The sequence below is a fragment of the Nakamurella sp. UYEF19 genome (genome assembly GCF_040546275.1).
Lineage (GTDB): Bacteria > Actinomycetota > Actinomycetes > Mycobacteriales > Nakamurellaceae > Nakamurella.
On the sequence record NZ_JBEPNO010000008.1, the window covers coordinates 85,174 to 99,529 of the forward strand.

General features: G+C 69.4%; 11 protein-coding genes and 1 tRNA gene. 5 read left to right on the forward strand and 7 right to left on the reverse strand.

Annotated features, from left to right (window positions below):
• Nucleotides 1–48: 48 nt before the first annotated feature.
• Together ABIB25_RS13200 and ABIB25_RS13205 are read right to left on the reverse strand one after the other, a co-directional pair.
• On the reverse strand, nucleotides 49–1,737 hold the full coding sequence (locus ABIB25_RS13200) for an NAD(P)/FAD-dependent oxidoreductase (RefSeq protein WP_354528922.1): 1,689 nt from the start codon (nucleotides 1,735–1,737) through the stop codon (nucleotides 49–51).
• A 129-nt stretch (nucleotides 1,738–1,866) separates the two neighbouring features.
• Nucleotides 1,867–2,316, reverse strand: coding sequence for a hypothetical protein (locus ABIB25_RS13205; protein ID WP_354528923.1), 450 nt, complete (start codon nucleotides 2,314–2,316; stop codon nucleotides 1,867–1,869).
• A 64-nt stretch (nucleotides 2,317–2,380) separates the two neighbouring features.
• On the opposite strand from ABIB25_RS13205, the gene ABIB25_RS13210 reads away from it, so the two are divergent.
• A complete protein-coding gene (locus tag ABIB25_RS13210) occupies nucleotides 2,381–4,165 on the forward strand; it encodes a bifunctional 3'-5' exonuclease/DNA polymerase (protein WP_354528924.1) in 1,785 nt (594 codons plus the stop codon).
• Nucleotides 4,166–4,181: 16 nt separating this feature from the next.
• Here the strand turns inward: ABIB25_RS13210 and ABIB25_RS13215 are convergent, their stop codons facing one another.
• Together ABIB25_RS13215 and ABIB25_RS13220 are read right to left on the reverse strand one after the other, a co-directional pair.
• Nucleotides 4,182–5,084, reverse strand: a complete 903-nt coding sequence (locus ABIB25_RS13215) for a class F sortase (protein WP_354528925.1) — start codon at nucleotides 5,082–5,084, stop codon at nucleotides 4,182–4,184.
• Nucleotides 5,085–5,933: a GVDTG sorting domain-containing protein gene (locus tag ABIB25_RS13220; protein ID WP_354528926.1), complete on the reverse strand. Its 849-nt coding sequence runs from the start codon at nucleotides 5,931–5,933 to the stop codon at nucleotides 5,085–5,087.
• A gap of 261 nt (nucleotides 5,934–6,194) precedes the next feature.
• Between ABIB25_RS13220 and ABIB25_RS13225 the strand changes: the two genes are divergently transcribed.
• The 3 genes from ABIB25_RS13225 (at nucleotide 6,195) to ABIB25_RS13235 (ending at nucleotide 11,700) form a co-directional block, all read left to right on the forward strand.
• Nucleotides 6,195–8,171, forward strand: coding sequence for a hypothetical protein (locus tag ABIB25_RS13225; protein ID WP_354528927.1), 1,977 nt, complete (start codon nucleotides 6,195–6,197; stop codon nucleotides 8,169–8,171).
• Nucleotides 8,172–8,270: 99 nt separating this feature from the next.
• A complete protein-coding gene (locus ABIB25_RS13230) occupies nucleotides 8,271–8,945 on the forward strand; it encodes a DinB family protein (RefSeq protein ID WP_354528928.1) in 675 nt (224 codons plus the stop codon).
• 361 nt (nucleotides 8,946–9,306) lie between these two features.
• Nucleotides 9,307–11,700: a putative bifunctional diguanylate cyclase/phosphodiesterase gene (locus ABIB25_RS13235; RefSeq protein ID WP_354528929.1), complete on the forward strand. Its 2,394-nt coding sequence runs from the start codon at nucleotides 9,307–9,309 to the stop codon at nucleotides 11,698–11,700.
• A 220-nt stretch (nucleotides 11,701–11,920) separates the two neighbouring features.
• Here ABIB25_RS13235 and ABIB25_RS13240 read toward each other — a convergent pair whose 3' ends face one another.
• From ABIB25_RS13240 to ABIB25_RS13250, 3 genes are all read right to left on the reverse strand, one after another.
• The gene (locus ABIB25_RS13240; RefSeq protein WP_354528930.1) at nucleotides 11,921–12,526 is read right to left on the reverse strand and encodes a ribonuclease FAU-1 family protein; all 606 of its coding nucleotides are present in this window, start codon (nucleotides 12,524–12,526) and stop codon (nucleotides 11,921–11,923) included.
• 141 nt (nucleotides 12,527–12,667) lie between these two features.
• Entirely contained in the window at nucleotides 12,668–13,384 is a 717-nt protein-coding gene (locus ABIB25_RS13245; RefSeq protein ID WP_354528931.1) for an SIMPL domain-containing protein, read from the reverse strand.
• Nucleotides 13,385–13,457: 73 nt separating this feature from the next.
• A tRNA-Gly gene (locus ABIB25_RS13250) sits at nucleotides 13,458–13,531 on the reverse strand.
• Nucleotides 13,532–13,659: 128 nt separating this feature from the next.
• Between ABIB25_RS13250 and dcd the strand changes: the two genes are divergently transcribed.
• Nucleotides 13,660–14,241, forward strand: a complete 582-nt coding sequence (gene dcd, locus ABIB25_RS13255) for a dCTP deaminase (RefSeq protein ID WP_354528932.1) — start codon at nucleotides 13,660–13,662, stop codon at nucleotides 14,239–14,241.
• Nucleotides 14,242–14,356: the final 115 nt, after the last annotated feature.

Consider the following 14,356-nt stretch of genomic DNA (forward strand, 5'->3'; position numbering starts at 1 on the left):
CCAGGTCACGGTGCACGAGCATCCCAACCCAGATTGGGTCATGTCCGCTCATAGCTTCTCCAGGTAACGGTGTACGAACATGACCGCCATGGCGCCCTCGCCCACTGCGGATGCAACACGCTTCGCGGATTCGGCGCGTGCGTCGCCGGCCACGAAGACCCCGGGCACGCTGGTCTCCAGGTGGTAGGGGGCTCTGTCCAGTGTCCACCCGGGCGGACGTCCGTCGGGGGAGAGATCGGGGCCGGTCAGCACGAACCCGTGATCGTCACGCATCACCACGCCGTCCAGCCAGTTCGTGTGCGGCGCCGCCCCGGCGAAGATGAACAGGTAGCCGGAGTCCACCGTCTCGTTCTCGCCGGTGTCGCTGTTGCGCAGCGTCAGGCGCTCGAGGTGGTCGGAGCCGGCCGCCTCGATCACCTCGCTCCTGGTCCGGAGGTGGATGTTGTCGATGCCGGCGATCTGCTGGATGAGGTAGTACGACATGGACGCCTCGAGTGACCCCGCCCGCACCACGATGGTCACGCTCTTCGCCGTCTTCGCCAGGTAGACAGCGGCCTGACCGGCGGAGTTGGCCCCACCGACGATGTAGACGTCCTGGGCGGCGCAACTCGGGGCCTGCGTCATGGCGGATCCGTAGAAGACACCGATCCCGGTGTAGTCGTGCAGGCCGGGGGCGCTCAGCTGCCGATAGGCGACGCCGGTCGCGAGGATGACCGAGTGGGCGTCGATCGACGCCCCGTCGGCGAACCGGACGGTCCGCGCGGAACCGTTGATCTCGAGCCCGACCACGTCCCGCGTGGTGATCAGTTCGGCACCGAACTTGGTCGCCTGCCGGCGGGCCCGCTCGGTGAGCTGGGCGCCGGAGACGCCGTCCGGGAAGCCGAGGTAGTTCTCGATCCGGGAGCTCTGTCCGGCCTGCCCGCCCGTCGCGGTGCGCTCGACCAGCACCGTCCGCAGGCCCTCGGACGCCCCGTAGACGGCGGCGCCGAGCCCGGCGGGCCCGCCGCCGATCACCACGATGTCGTAGAAGTCGCCCTCCGGCGAGGTGGTCAGCCCGACCGCCGTCGCCAGTTCGGCATCGGTCGGCTGGATGCTGACGGCTCCGTCCGGCGAGATGATCACCGGGAGGCAGGTCGAATCGGTACCGGCCGCCGCCAGCAGCCGGGCGCCCTCGGCGTCCTCGCTGGAGAACCAGTGATACGGGATCTGGTTGCGCGCCAGGAACTCCCGCACGTCCGACGACCGCGCCGACCACCGATGACCGACGACCTTGATCTCGGAGACGGGCTTGCGGTCGGAGGCCAGCCACGAGTCCAGCTGCGTGTCGATCACCGGGTAGAACTTCTCCTCCGGCGGATCCCACGGCTTGAGCAGGTAGTGGTCGAGGTCGACGACGTTGATCGCCTGGATCGCGGCGCCCGTGTCGGCGTACGCGGTCAGCAGCACGCGCCGGGCCCACGGATACAGGTCCATCGCCTGCTCCAGGAACTCGATCCCGCTCATCTGCGGCATCCGGTAGTCCGCCAGCAGGACGGCCACCTCGTCGCCGCGGAGCTTCATCTCCTTCAGTGCGTCCAGCGCGGTGGCCCCCGACTCGGCCCGGACGATCCGGTACTTCTCGCCGTACCGTCGTCGCAGGTCACGAGCCACCGACCGGGACACACCCGGATCATCGTCGACCGTCAGGATGGCAGGACGACGGGCAGCCGTCTGGTCACTTGTTCCCGGGGAGCTCACGAAACGACGGACCCGGGCGGTGAGGACAGCGTGGACATCGGTGAACGGCTCGGCTTGCGCACCTGAACACCGTAGCGAGAGTCGCCGGCAAAAGCGCCTGCTGTTCGCTCCTGGTGGACCTGCGCTCGGCTACCGGACGTCCGGTGCCCGGAGGTCTGTTCCGGGGTCCGGTGCCAGGACGACCGCAACGCCGTCTCGCTCGACTCGCATGGACCCGGGCACCTCACCCTCCGGCAGGGCCACGGCTCCGAACCGCAGGCCGAAGTCCTCGATGACGGCGGACAGCGTCAACTCCACCTCGCGGCCGGTCCCGGTGATCGCAACGACTCGATCGACCTCCGGGGCGGTCCGCACCAGGACGAAGTGCGGCAGGCCGTCACCCGTGTCGTGGCATTTCTCGACCACCTGGCCCGGCGCCAGCTTCGGCCCGGTGAGCCCTGGCCCGGTGAGCCGCTGTCCGTCGCGGTAGATCTCCAACATCGTGTAGAACTGCTCATCGGACCCGCCGGCCACCACCAACCACGCCAGGTCCGGATCCACCCGGCCCGCCAGGACCCCGGTCATGCTCTCGTCGGACACCGGACCATCATGACGGACGGGTCACGTCAGGCATGACGGACCTGACGGACGGGTCACGTCAGGCATGACGGACCTGACGGACGGGCCTGCGGCAGGCATGACGGACGGGCCTGTCGGGCCCGCCCCGCAGAATGGAGCGGTGATCGCCGCCGTGGTGCCGGCTCCCGGCGACGAGCCAGGGTGGCTGGTGCAGACCCTGTCCGACGACGGCACCCCGGCCGCGGAGCCCGTCATCGTGCGGGCGGTCGAGGATCTGCGCCGGTGGGAGGCGTCAGGGGCGCGATGGCTGTGGGATGCCACCGAGCCGATCTACCCACCGCTGCTCACGGCCGGGTTCAGCCCGTTGCGATGCCACGACGTGACGATGACGGAGCGGATCCTGCTGGGGCGTGAGGGCCGTCATGGCGAACCCGCGTCGGCGGGGGCGGTGTGGGCGCGGCGGCACGGACTACCGGTTCCGGCGGACCGGGTCGCCGAGACACCCGACGCCCATCCGGCCCTGTTCGCCGCAGCCCTGTTCGGAGCGCCCGACCCGGAGCGCGCCGACGGTGATCGGGCCGAAGGCGACCACTCAGGTACCGGCGCGTTGTTCGCCCTCTGCGAGGCCTACGTCGACCAGCTCGCGCGGATGGGACAGAACAACCCGTTGAAGCTGCTGATCGCGGCCGAATCGGCTGCTGCGCTCGCCGCCGTCGAGATGGGTCACCTCGGCCTTCCGCTACGGGCCGAGGTGCTGGACGGGATCCTGACGGAGATGCTCGGGCCGCGTCCGGCGGTCGGCGCCCGGCCGGCCCGCATGGTCGAGTTGGCCGGCGAGATCGATGCCGCCTTCGGGGCTTCGGTCAACCCGGATTCACCGGTCGATCTGCGGGCGGCCTTCCGCCGGGTCGGATTCGACATCGAATCGACCCGTTCCTCGGTGATCAAGGATCTGGACCACCCGGCCACGGCGCCGGTGCTGGCCTACAAGGAACTGTCGCGACTGTTCACCGCGAACGGATGGAACTGGCTGGCGGAGTGGGTGCGGGACGGGCGGTTCCACGCCGGCTACGTCCCGGGCGGCGTGGTGTCCGGGCGGTGGGCGGCGCGCGGAGGCGGGGCCCTGCAGATCCCGAAGTTGGTGCGGCGCGCCGTCATCGCCGAGCCGGGCTACGTGTTCGTGGTGGCCGACGCCGCCCAGTTGGAGCCACGGGTTTTGGCTGCCATCGCCGGGGATCCTGCGCTGCAGGCTGTTTCGCAACAGAACGACCTCTACACGGCGCTGGCCGACGACGGTTTCGGCGGCGACCGGGCACATGCGAAGCTGGCCATGCTCGGGGCGATGTACGGTGCGACCTCCGGTGAGGCCGGCCGCCTGCTGGCCACTTTGCGCCGCCGGTACCCGGTCGCCATGGCCTGCGTCGAGGATGCGGCTCGTCAGGGCGAACTCGGTGGGGTCGTGTCCTCGGTGCTCGGGCGGACCAGCCCGCCGCCCGGCCAGAACTGGTGGGACCTGTCGCAGGCCGGCTCCTTACCGGAGGCCACCCCGGCCCAGGAACGCCGGGCCAGGCAGATCGCAAGGGACCGTGGACGTTTCACCCGCAACTTCGTGGTGCAAGGTTCGGCGGCCGACTGGGCCGGCGTCTGGCTCTCCGGCCTCCGCCGCGACCTGCGCGGGGTGCCGGGGGCCGAGCTGGTGTTCTTCCAGCACGACGAGATAGTGGTGCACACGCCGACCGAGACAGCAGCCATGGTAGGTGATCTCACCGTGGCCGCTGCCGAATCGGCTCGGGCGCTGGTCTTCCCGGGCCGGCCGGTGGCGACACCGGTCCGTCCCGTGGTCGTCGACTGCTACGCGGATGCCAAGTAGCCGAAAACCGTCGGGCCTAGTGGCTGGACACCAGGCTGGCGTAGGCCACGATGTTGTCCTCGTAGCTGTGCTTGTCGAAGTCGAAGGTCCCGCCGCAGGTGATGAGTCGCAGTCCAGCATGGTCGATGTTCCCGTAGACGTCCTTGGTCGGGAAGTTGTTCTTCGGGTACGAGCGCACGCCGTCGACCTTGAAGACCGCCACCGAGCCATCGGCGCGGGTGACGTCGATCTCCTGGCCCGGCTGCAGGTCGCCCAGCTTGTAGAAGACGCCGGGTCCGTACTTCTTGGAATCGATGTGGCCCAGGATGATGGCCGGTCCGACCGCACCGGGCGTCGGGGAGTTCTTGTACCAACCCGCCTTGGATTCCGGATCGTCGAGAGAGGGCACCTGCACGGTGCCGTCCGGATTCAGGCCGAGGTCGAGGAGGGCCGAGGTCACCCCGAGCGACGGGATGGACATCGAAACCGGAGCCGAGGACTGCAGCACCAGGCCCTTGGCCGGGTTGGAGAACGTCGGAACGACGATCTTGGACGTAGGTGAAGGCGTCGACGGGCCGACGGCGGACACGGTGCCGCTCGAGGACTGCTTGCCCGTCGTCGCCTTCGGCGACGTGGCGGTGGTCGGCTTCGCGGGGGACCCGGTCGGTGCGGTGCCGGTCGAAGCCCCGGCGGAAGAAGCCGATCCCGGAGCAGCCGAACTCGCGGCCGCCGGCGAAGTCCCGGCCACACCGGGTGCCGACGAGCTGACGTCGCCACCGAGGGTGCCAGCCTGGGACGGGAGCGGCTGCGGCGGACCGGACTTGGAACTGCAGGCCGCCAGGGTGATCAGCAGTGCGCCGATGGTCGCCAAGACGATGGCGATCAGGGACGGGATGCGTCGATTCTTGCGCGGTAGGTGCCGGTGTCGTGCGTCAGTCATCTAGTTGAGCCTCCGGAAATCGTTCGTCACCACCACATCCGCGGATTGGCCGGAGGCCCGGCGACGGAGGGAGACGAAGGCCGCTCCGAACGCGGCGAGCAGCGCGACGATGCCGACGGTGACCTCGGTCGCCGGGACGGTCGAGTCTGCGGTACTGCCCCCACCGGTGTCCGCACTGCCGGTCGGGACGAACTGCATCACCTGGGCGGCGACGAACGATCCGCAGAGGGCCGGATCGGTGGCCTCGGCCGGCAGGCCAGCCGCGGCGTTGGTGCCCATGACACCGTCGTACTTGCCGTTCTTGTTGGCGTCGACACCATGGACCACCAGGACGGCGGTGCCGGCCCGGACGGCCGCGGCGGTGGCGTCGTCCACCGCGAAGGTCCTGGTGTACGTGTAGTTGGCCTGGGTGGGATAACGGGCCATGGCGAGCGCGGAACTCGCCGAGGTGTCGCCGGACGTGGTCAGGGCGGCCCCGACGGTGCCGAGGACCGGCGTCTCGTCGCTCAGGGAGATGGTTCCGTCAGTGCCGGCGTCCCCGGCACCCGGGCACTTGCCGTCACTTCCGACCCACAGCTGCGCCGGGTGCGGCGCGCCGCCCAGCACCCCGGCGACCTGGAGCGTGAACTTCGCCGAGTTACCGGTCAACGAGATCCAGACCCCGCCGCTGGCCGTCACCCGGTTCTGGGCGATCGGCGCCAGTGCGGCGTAGTAGTTCAGCGTCTTGGCGCTGACGGACGTGTCCGGCAGTGCAGGGGCGGGAGCTGCCGTCGCGGCCGATGGCGCGAGGAGCCCGCCGCACACGGAGAGGCCGGCGACTCCCAAGAGGGCGAGTAGTTTGCTGCGCATCGCGGTTTCCTTCCGGAGCTTCGCCTTGACGGCGAGGCGTGGGTGCTGGTCCGACCCGGCGGTCACGCGGACCGGTTCGCCCCCGCAGGCACCATCGTGAAGCATGAACGGACTGGCGGTGATCGGAGATCACTCTGACGAGTGACATATTCGCTCATTCTGCCCGAATCCGCACTCTCCTGCTCACTTTCTGGCGCGGAGAGGCCGCGTCGACCAGACTCGGCAGAACTCGACTGGACGGGCCGGGGCCGACACGTCACGATGCTGGTTCGAGGATGGCGGGGTGACGAGGCGCGTGACGACGCCGCAGTGACCAGCTGGTTCGAGGATGGTGAGGGCGATGATGCTGACGCTGATGCGCGGATGAAACCTGCCTCACCTCGCTCGCGCCACCTGCCGGCGGTCGTGCTCGGCGCCGCACTGTTGATCTCGGCCATGCTGTCCTCCTGCACCGCGGCCAGGGCTCCGGCGCCCGATCGGTCCACGGCCCGGACCGCCCCGATTGGCACTGCGTCCTCACCCGCGGCGGCGAGCGGTTCGCCGTCCGCGGTCCCGCCGGCCAACACCGCCCTCCCGTCGGCTCCGACATTTCCGCACGTGGTGGCCCTGTCATGGCTGGACGGACCGAGCGCTGCGGCTGGGGTGAGGGTCAAGGAGGCCGGGTTCGTCCGATGGCAGGGTTCGGCTGCGGGCGAGCAGGCGGAACTGCTCGCCGACGGGGCCTACCGATGGGTCGGGCCGGACGGGTCGGCGGTCGGCTGCGCACCGCAGACCCCGCGGGCCGTCGCCGAGAAGTTGCATCGACGATGTGTCGCGTTCGACAGCGCAGGGAACGTCGCCGTGACCGGTACGGCCAACGCCCTGCGTACGGTCTGGGGGCCGGCGGGCAGCGCCTTGGGGGCCTACCAGATCGCGGGCATCCCGGTTCGGTCCGCGGCGTCTTCGATGACGCTGGACGAGGCCGTCGCGACCTCCGGGGTCGACCTTCCTGGTCTGCTCGACTTCGCCACCGGGCGGTTGCCGTTCGCGGGCGGGATCACCGGCGACCCCCACCTGATCACCATCGACGGCGTCCGGGTCACCAGTCAGCTGGTGGGTGATTTCGTGGCCCGCAGCGGTGACCCCGTTCACCGGATCCAGTTTCGCGTCGAGCCGATGCCCTACCAGAGCGAGGTCAGCTACGTCAGCGCAGCCGCCATCGGTGTGCCCGGGCACACGATCGAGCTCTCCCTCGCCGGTGGCCTGCGAATCGACGGCAGCGTCGTGGATGCGACCCACGGATTCGTCCAGATGCGGCCGACCGACGGACCAGCCATCGGCGTGTGGCCACCGGACGCCGGCGGCGTCGGTCATGTGGTCGTGCTCTGGCCGGACGGATCGACGGTGTCGCTGTCGGCCGATCCATCGCTGGGAATCACCCTCGTCGCACGGCTGCCCACTGCGGCCGTCGGTGGCCTGTTCGGTGTCCGGACGGCGACCGGGAACGGCGGGGCGTCGACCGGTCCGACACCACCGGCGGGCAACGTCCCCGACGTCCCGGCCTTGGGTTCGAGGGGCGATTTCACGCCGCGATCGGGTTCCGGGACCACCGGGTCGTCCTCCGGTCAGGTGATCGAGTCCTGGCGGGTGCCGGCCGGCGACTCGCTCTTCCCGGACGACGCACCGATCGCCACGCCGACGGCAGCGTCGGCGACCATCAGTCCGACGGCCATTCTGGCGGCCGAGAAGACCTGTGTAGCAGGAGGTATTACCGAATCGGAGGACCTGGCGGCCTGTGTTTTCGATGTCTCGCGGACAGGGGACGACGGGTATGTCGTCCCTCATCGGGAGTTGGCGACGGCAGCCACGTCGCCGGTGGTGCCCGCGTCGATGACGGACGACTGGCCGGCCTCGACCGTTGGCGCGGTGGTGTCGGCCCGGGACATCGGCCTCGGCGAGCTGATCCAGGACGCGGTGGCTGCCGGCGCCCGCTCCTACTACCGGGTCACCCTGGTCTCGCCGACGGCAATGGAGATCAAGGGTCTGGGCTGCAGTGCGGCGCAGGCGGCTCGTCGGGTGGCGCGTGGCGCGGCCGCGGCCCGGATCTTCGACAGCGCAGGCCATCCGGTCTCGACCCGGGTCACGCCCTGCGGTAGGGACCGCACCGGCACCTTGGCTGCTGGGGTCTACTACCTGCTGGTGGCCGGCCCCTCGGCGGGTCCGGCGGCCGGGTTCCGACTCCGACTGCAGTCGGTCTGACGGGCGACTCGACCCGGCGTCGATGGCCGGTGTTGCTGCAACGGGATGTTCCTCCGTACCGGGTGGGACACCGGGTACGGGTGGCCATATCGTCGCAGGATGAACGAGCATCGACGCGAGGAACGCGTCAGCAGCGGAGCGAACAGCGACGAGGCCTGCGCGAAGAGCCATCCGGCAGTGGGCACGACGCATGACGGACCGGCTGCCGACGTCGTCCCTGATGGGGCGGCGCCGGATGCCTCGGACGTTGTTCCGGACGTCCCAGTGCCGGACCACAAGGACTGGACCTGGGTTCTCGAGCGTCCGTGCCCCGAATGCGATTTTCTGGCAACGGCTGTCGAGCGGGAGACGATCCGCGAGCGCCTGCTGGCCACCACCCCGCGGTGGCAGGCCGTGCTGGCGCGCGACGAGGTGGCCGTCCGTCCGGCGCCGCAGATCTGGTCATCGCTCGAGTACGGCTGCCACGTCCGGGATGTGCACACCCTGTTCGGCGAGCGCGCGACGCTGATCGCCGAGCACGACGACCCGGGGTTCGCCAACTGGGACCAGGACGAGACCGCGCTCGCCGGACGCTACTGGGCGTCGGACCCGGCCGACGTTGCGGCAGATCTGGACGCCGCGTGCGCCACCGCCGCGGACTTCTTCAGCGGCCTGACCGATGCCCAGTGGCGGCGAGGCGGGCACCGCAGCAACGGATCGGTGTTCACCATGGAAACGCTCGGGGTTTACTACCTGCACGACGTGGTCCACCACCTGAGCGATGTCGACGGCTGAGCCATCGGCGCCGCCCCGGGGAGCCCGATTCCTGGGCCGCGGCCCCTCCGGGTCGCCGAGAAACGTCCTTTCGCGAACTCCCCGCGTTCCGTCGGAGTTCCTCGGCACGCTGGGTGTCCGTCTGTGGTCTGTCACCAGGCCAGTGGACACACCAAGGGGTGACGTCGTCACGGTGGGTCGTCGGCATGCCGGCTGATCCCGGTGCTGCGCAAGATCAAATGGAGCCGCGCGCCGTAGCGTGGCATAGTCAGCTCAGCATGTGACCCGACGTCACGTTGATCCACGGACATCGTGGTTTCGGTCGGCCCAGCGGCCGACGGTCTGATGTGGGATTGACTGGACCGGACCGCGGGAGGATGCGATGGATGTCGCTCGTGCGGGCTCCTCGGCCGCCGACAGGGTGGTGGTGACCGCTGCGAGCGCTGTCCCGGCTGCCTCGTCGATGCCGTCCCACCGGTACGGTGCCCCGAACTCGCCCCTGGGCACGTCGGACGTCGCCTTGAACGGTCTGGTGGCCCTGGTGGCCGAACGGTTCGGATGTCCCCATGCGGAACTGGTCCTGGTTTCCACCGAGCAGGTGTGGCTCAGGGCCGCGGTCTCCGGGGCCGGCCGGATCCTCGCGCCCGACGACACCATCTGTGCCCAGGTGGTGGCCGGTCAGCGGCCGATCGTCATTCCCGACGCGCGGAACGATCCCCGATTCTCCGGGCACTCGAGGGTCGTCCCGGCAGGCGGTCTGCGTTTCTACGCCGGAGTTCCGCTGACCAGCTCCGACGGCACCGTCTTCGGGGCACTGTGTGCCTGGGATTCGGTGCCACACAGGCCTTCTCGCCACGACATCGACGCGCTGGAGCAGTTCGGCCGCTACGCCGGCGCGCTCCTGGAGTTGCCGTACGTGGCTGGTCAACTCGACCTCGAGCGTGCGGTCGCCTCGGCGACCAGCTCATCGATGGATCTGATCCTGGGCGGCGCCGATCTCGGGCAGGTGTTGAACAGCCTGGCCATCGCGGTCGAGACCGCCTTCGAGGGCACGCAGTGCTCGTTGCTGCTGCTCGACGGGCGGCAGTTGCGCCACGGCGCCGCACCGAGCCTGCCGGCGGCCTACCGAACGGCGATCGACGGCGTGACGATCGGCCCGTCCGTCGGGTCATGCGGTACTGCGGCCTTCACCGGCCAGACCGTCATCGTCGGAGACATCGCCACCGATCCGCGCTGGGACGACTATCGGGACGTGGCACTGCCTTTCGGGCTCCGCGCTTGCTGGTCGGTGCCGATTCCGGGGGCGCTGGGCCAGGTGCTGGGTACCTTCGCCCTCTACTACGGGGCGCCCCGTGAGCCCACCGATGAGGAGAGGAGACGGATCGCCCAATGGGTCCACCTCGCCGGGTTCGCCATTGGGAGAGCGCGAGACATGGATGCCCTCCGGCAGGCGGCGACCCTGGATCCGCTGACCGGCCTGATCAACCGCACTGAGGTCACCGACCGCCTCCGGATGGCTTTGATCGAATCGACCACCACCGTCGCTGTGCTGTTCGTCGACCTCGATCAGTTCAAGTTCGTGAACGACACGTTCGGGCACGCGGTCGCGGATCAGTTCCTCCTGGTGGTCGCCGAGAGACTGGCCGGTGCGGTCGGACCCGGAGACACCGTGTCCCGCTTCGGCGGAGACGAGTTCGTGCTGCTCTGCCCGGCGGTCAGCGGGGCGCGTGAGGCGCAATCCCTGGCGCGCAGGGTGGTCGAGATCCTGCGGTGGCCGATCTCGATCGACGGGCAGACCCTGTCGCTCTCGGCCAGTGTCGGCGTGGCCGTGCACCCGCTGGACGGGTTCGAGGGGTCGACCGACCTGATCGGCAACGCTGATCTGGCGATGTACGCGGCCAAACGAGCGGGCCGCAACTCGGTGGCGATGTTCACGCCCGGCCTTCGGGCCCAGGCCGCTGACCGGCTGAGCCTGGAGGCCGATCTGGCGCTGGCGCTGGTCAACGACGAGATGGATTGCGCCTTCCAGCCGATGATCGACCTCCGGACCGGCCGGCTGGTCGACGTCGAGGTGGTCCTGCGGTGGAACTCCGTCCGGCGGGGCTACGTCCCGCCGATGACCTTCATCCCGGTTGCCGAGGAGAGCGGCCTGATCGTCGAGGTCGGCGAGTTCGTGCTGCGCCGGGCGTGCGAGCAGTTGGCGGCCTGGCGCGCGGAGCGGCCGGGTTGGAGCGACGTCAGCATCTGGGTCAATGTCTCGCCGCGCCAACTCCGGGTCGCCGAGTTCCCGAGCCGGGTCCAGCTGATTCTCGCCGAGACCGGCCTTCCTGCTGCATATCTGGGACTGGAGGTCACCGAGAGCACGCTCGTCGCAGACCCTGCCTCGGCCAGGTCCAGTCTGCTGAGACTCCGCGCCGCCGGTGTCCGCATCGCCATCGACGACTTCGGCACCGGCTACTCCTCGCTCGCCCAGCTCCGGCATCTGCCGGTCGACGTGCTGAAGATCGACAGGCAGTTCATCGCCGACCTCGACGGCGAACGCAGCGCCGCCGGCATCGTCGAGGCCATCATCACGCTGGCCAGGACGATGAACCTGCAAGTGGTCGCGGAAGGCATCGAGACGGCGGCGCAGCTGGATCGGTTGCTCGAGATGAACTGCGCCATCGGGCAGGGTTACCTGTTCGCCCACCCGAAATCGGTGCACGGCCTGACGGCCCTCGTCGATTCGCTACCCCGAGACCCCCAGGGCCGCCCGGTGTTCTGGCCGCCCCGGTAGATCCACAGCCGACGCCCCCGCCCTGCGCAGGTCGCGCGTCCCCTGTGCGCATACCGAACTGCCCGGCGCATACCGAAACTTCCGTTTTGGTCACCGAGGAGGCGATTCCGGTCGATTCCGTATGCGCGGTGACCCGGAGGGTCGGGATGCGGTCGGCGATGATCGGGACGAACCCGACCCGGAGGGTCACGCTGACATCAGGCGCAACCTCGGATCGAGGTCAGTGGGCGAAATCGGCGTGCGTGCCGTCGAACGGGAAGACACCCGATTCGGCGAGAGCGGCCACCCGCAGGCCCTCCGCACGCAGGGCGACGATCTGGTCCGGGGTGAACCGGCCGGCCCTGATGGCCGATTCGAACTCGTCCTCGTCCTTCCAACTCCACGTGCGGTCCGGGTCGACCCAGATATCCAGCACCGCATCAGTTCTCATCACACCGCGCTCATCGCGGCCGAGCGGGATCTCCAGGTTCACGTACCAGCCGAGAAAAGAACCGGTGCTGCCCTCGAAGAACCACCAGACCGCACTCCACCAACGATCGTCCACCAGGCGCAGGGTCGACGTCCCGAGCCATTCGCCATCGATCAGCTTGCGGGGCAGGCGGAATCGCTGCTCGAGATCCGCCTCGCGGATGTCGCGTCCGTCGGTGAGCACACTGCGCCGGATGGGAGTGCCCACCGGCATCCAGCCCAGCAGCGTCACGCCGTCGTCGGCGACCACCGTCATCGGATGAATTCCGCTGACCGAGCCGTCCGACCGCAGGAACCGGTAGTCCACCACGGAACCCGGGGTGAACGGCGGCTGCCCTTGGCGCGAAGGAGCTGACATGTTCGACAGGCTAACCGTCGTCGATGGCCCGGTCACCCTGGTGGTCGATGCAGGGCAGCGCGGGCCGACGACCGTCCGACGGACAGGAGGGCCGGCCGTCGGGCAGGAGGCCCGGAAGCAGGTGAGCGACCGGAAGGTGAGTCAGGGGCCGGGAAGGGCGCTGACCACGGCCGTGAAGCGGGCCTCGATGGTCGCACTGACCACCTGGGGAACCGGATCCAGCGACAGCCCTTCTCCGCCCATCCCGACCCCACCGGCCGCCGCACCGAACGCCGTCATCCGTATGCGGCCGGCGCTATCACCCGCCAGGAGACCGGCGTCGGCGACGTGATCGATCGTCAGGAGCCGTCCCCCCAGGGCTGCGGCGTAATCCCTGCCCTTGAGCAGCGCGGCCTGGATGGCGTCCGCCCGTACGAGCGCCCATTCGGCGTTGTCGTCGTCGACCGACCATTGCACCGATTGCACGTCCATCGAGTCGAGGTCGGTCAACACCGTCGACACGGGTGGAAGCCGGGTGAAGTCGCGCACGGTGACCAGCAGCGTGACCGAGGCGACCTGACGACCGGTGGGACCGTGCGAACCGCTGCGCTTGTCGTGGTCGTATTCCGCCTCGGTCCGAATCGATTGGGCGGACCAGGTGAGCGGAGTGCGTGCCGTCTCCGGGGTCAGGATCTCCCCGCCGAGGCCGGCGAGCTCGCTGGTGACCGCGGACAGCATCGCCTGGACTTCCGCGACGGCAACGCTCCTGGAATCGGCGGTCCTGTGCAACGTCAGGAACACCCGTGCCTCGTCCGGCGGAGTCGCCCGTTGCGCCTCGCCGCGGACGGAGAGGGTGGTCGACGCTTCGGGAGTGGTCACGACGCGATGCTAGGCCGGTCCACATCACAGTCGGTATCACGGGCGGCAACTGCGCGACGGTGACATCAACATCTGGAGCGGGTGACGAGAATCGAACTCGCGCTATCAGCTTGGGAAGCTGAAGTTCTGCCACTGAACTACACCCGCATGGTCGGCTCACTATACCCAGGCCGGATGCCGGGGCACGACCGTTCCGGACGGCTCAGAACCGGACCGTCCGGGCCGTCGGTTCCAGCGGGGCACGGCCGGTATCCCGTCCCGCTAGGGTGATCGCCATGCTGCTGTCCGACCGCGATCTGCGCGCCGAGATCGAATCCGGCGCGCTCGGCCTCGATCCGTTCGATCCCACCCTCATCCAGCCGGCGAGCATCGACGTGCGGCTGGACCGGTACTTCCGGGTGTTCAACAACTCCAAGTACACCCACATCGACCCCCAGCTACAGCAGGACGACCTGACGGCGCTGGTCGAGGTCGAGCCGGACGCGGCGTTCGTGCTGCACCCCGGTGAGTTCGTGCTCGGTTCGACGTTCGAGGCGGTCACCCTGCCGGACACGCTGGCCGGCCGCCTCGAAGGCAAGTCCTCGCTCGGGCGCCTCGGTCTGCTGACCCATTCGACCGCCGGGTTCATCGACCCGGGTTTCACCGGCCACATCACGCTGGAACTGTCCAACGCGGCCAATCTGCCGATCACCCTGTGGCCTGGGATGAAGGTCGGCCAGCTGTGCCTGTTCCGGCTGACGTCGCCGTCGTTGCACCCGTACGGTTCCGCCGAGTACGGGTCGCGCTACCAGGGCCAGCGCGGCCCGACGCCGTCCCGTTCCCATCTGAACTTCCGTCGGGACGACACCCGCCGCTGACCTACCCCGCCCCTGCCACCAAGGACGGGCGTGATGCCCGCCACTGGTTCGATTCCGCGCCTTGGTACCGGGGAGTTACTCACAGGTAACCTCGTGAAGTCACCACTGATCACCG

What these genes read in the sequence shown, in the direction of transcription:
- ABIB25_RS13210 (WP_354528924.1), top strand. Translation starts at nt 2,381, where the DNA reads ATGACGGACCTGACGGACGGGCCTGCGGCAGGCATGACGGACGGGCCT.
- ABIB25_RS13215 (WP_354528925.1), bottom strand. Translation starts at nt 5,084, where the DNA reads ATGACTGACGCACGACACCGGCACCTACCGCGCAAGAATCGACGCATC.
- ABIB25_RS13220 (WP_354528926.1), bottom strand. Translation starts at nt 5,933, where the DNA reads ATGCGCAGCAAACTACTCGCCCTCTTGGGAGTCGCCGGCCTCTCCGTG.
- ABIB25_RS13225 (WP_354528927.1), top strand. Translation starts at nt 6,195, where the DNA reads ATGCTGGTTCGAGGATGGCGGGGTGACGAGGCGCGTGACGACGCCGCA.
- ABIB25_RS13230 (WP_354528928.1), top strand. Translation starts at nt 8,271, where the DNA reads ATGAACGAGCATCGACGCGAGGAACGCGTCAGCAGCGGAGCGAACAGC.
- ABIB25_RS13235 (WP_354528929.1), top strand. Translation starts at nt 9,307, where the DNA reads ATGGATGTCGCTCGTGCGGGCTCCTCGGCCGCCGACAGGGTGGTGGTG.
- ABIB25_RS13240 (WP_354528930.1), bottom strand. Translation starts at nt 12,526, where the DNA reads ATGTCAGCTCCTTCGCGCCAAGGGCAGCCGCCGTTCACCCCGGGTTCC.
- dcd (WP_354528932.1), top strand. Translation starts at nt 13,660, where the DNA reads ATGCTGCTGTCCGACCGCGATCTGCGCGCCGAGATCGAATCCGGCGCG.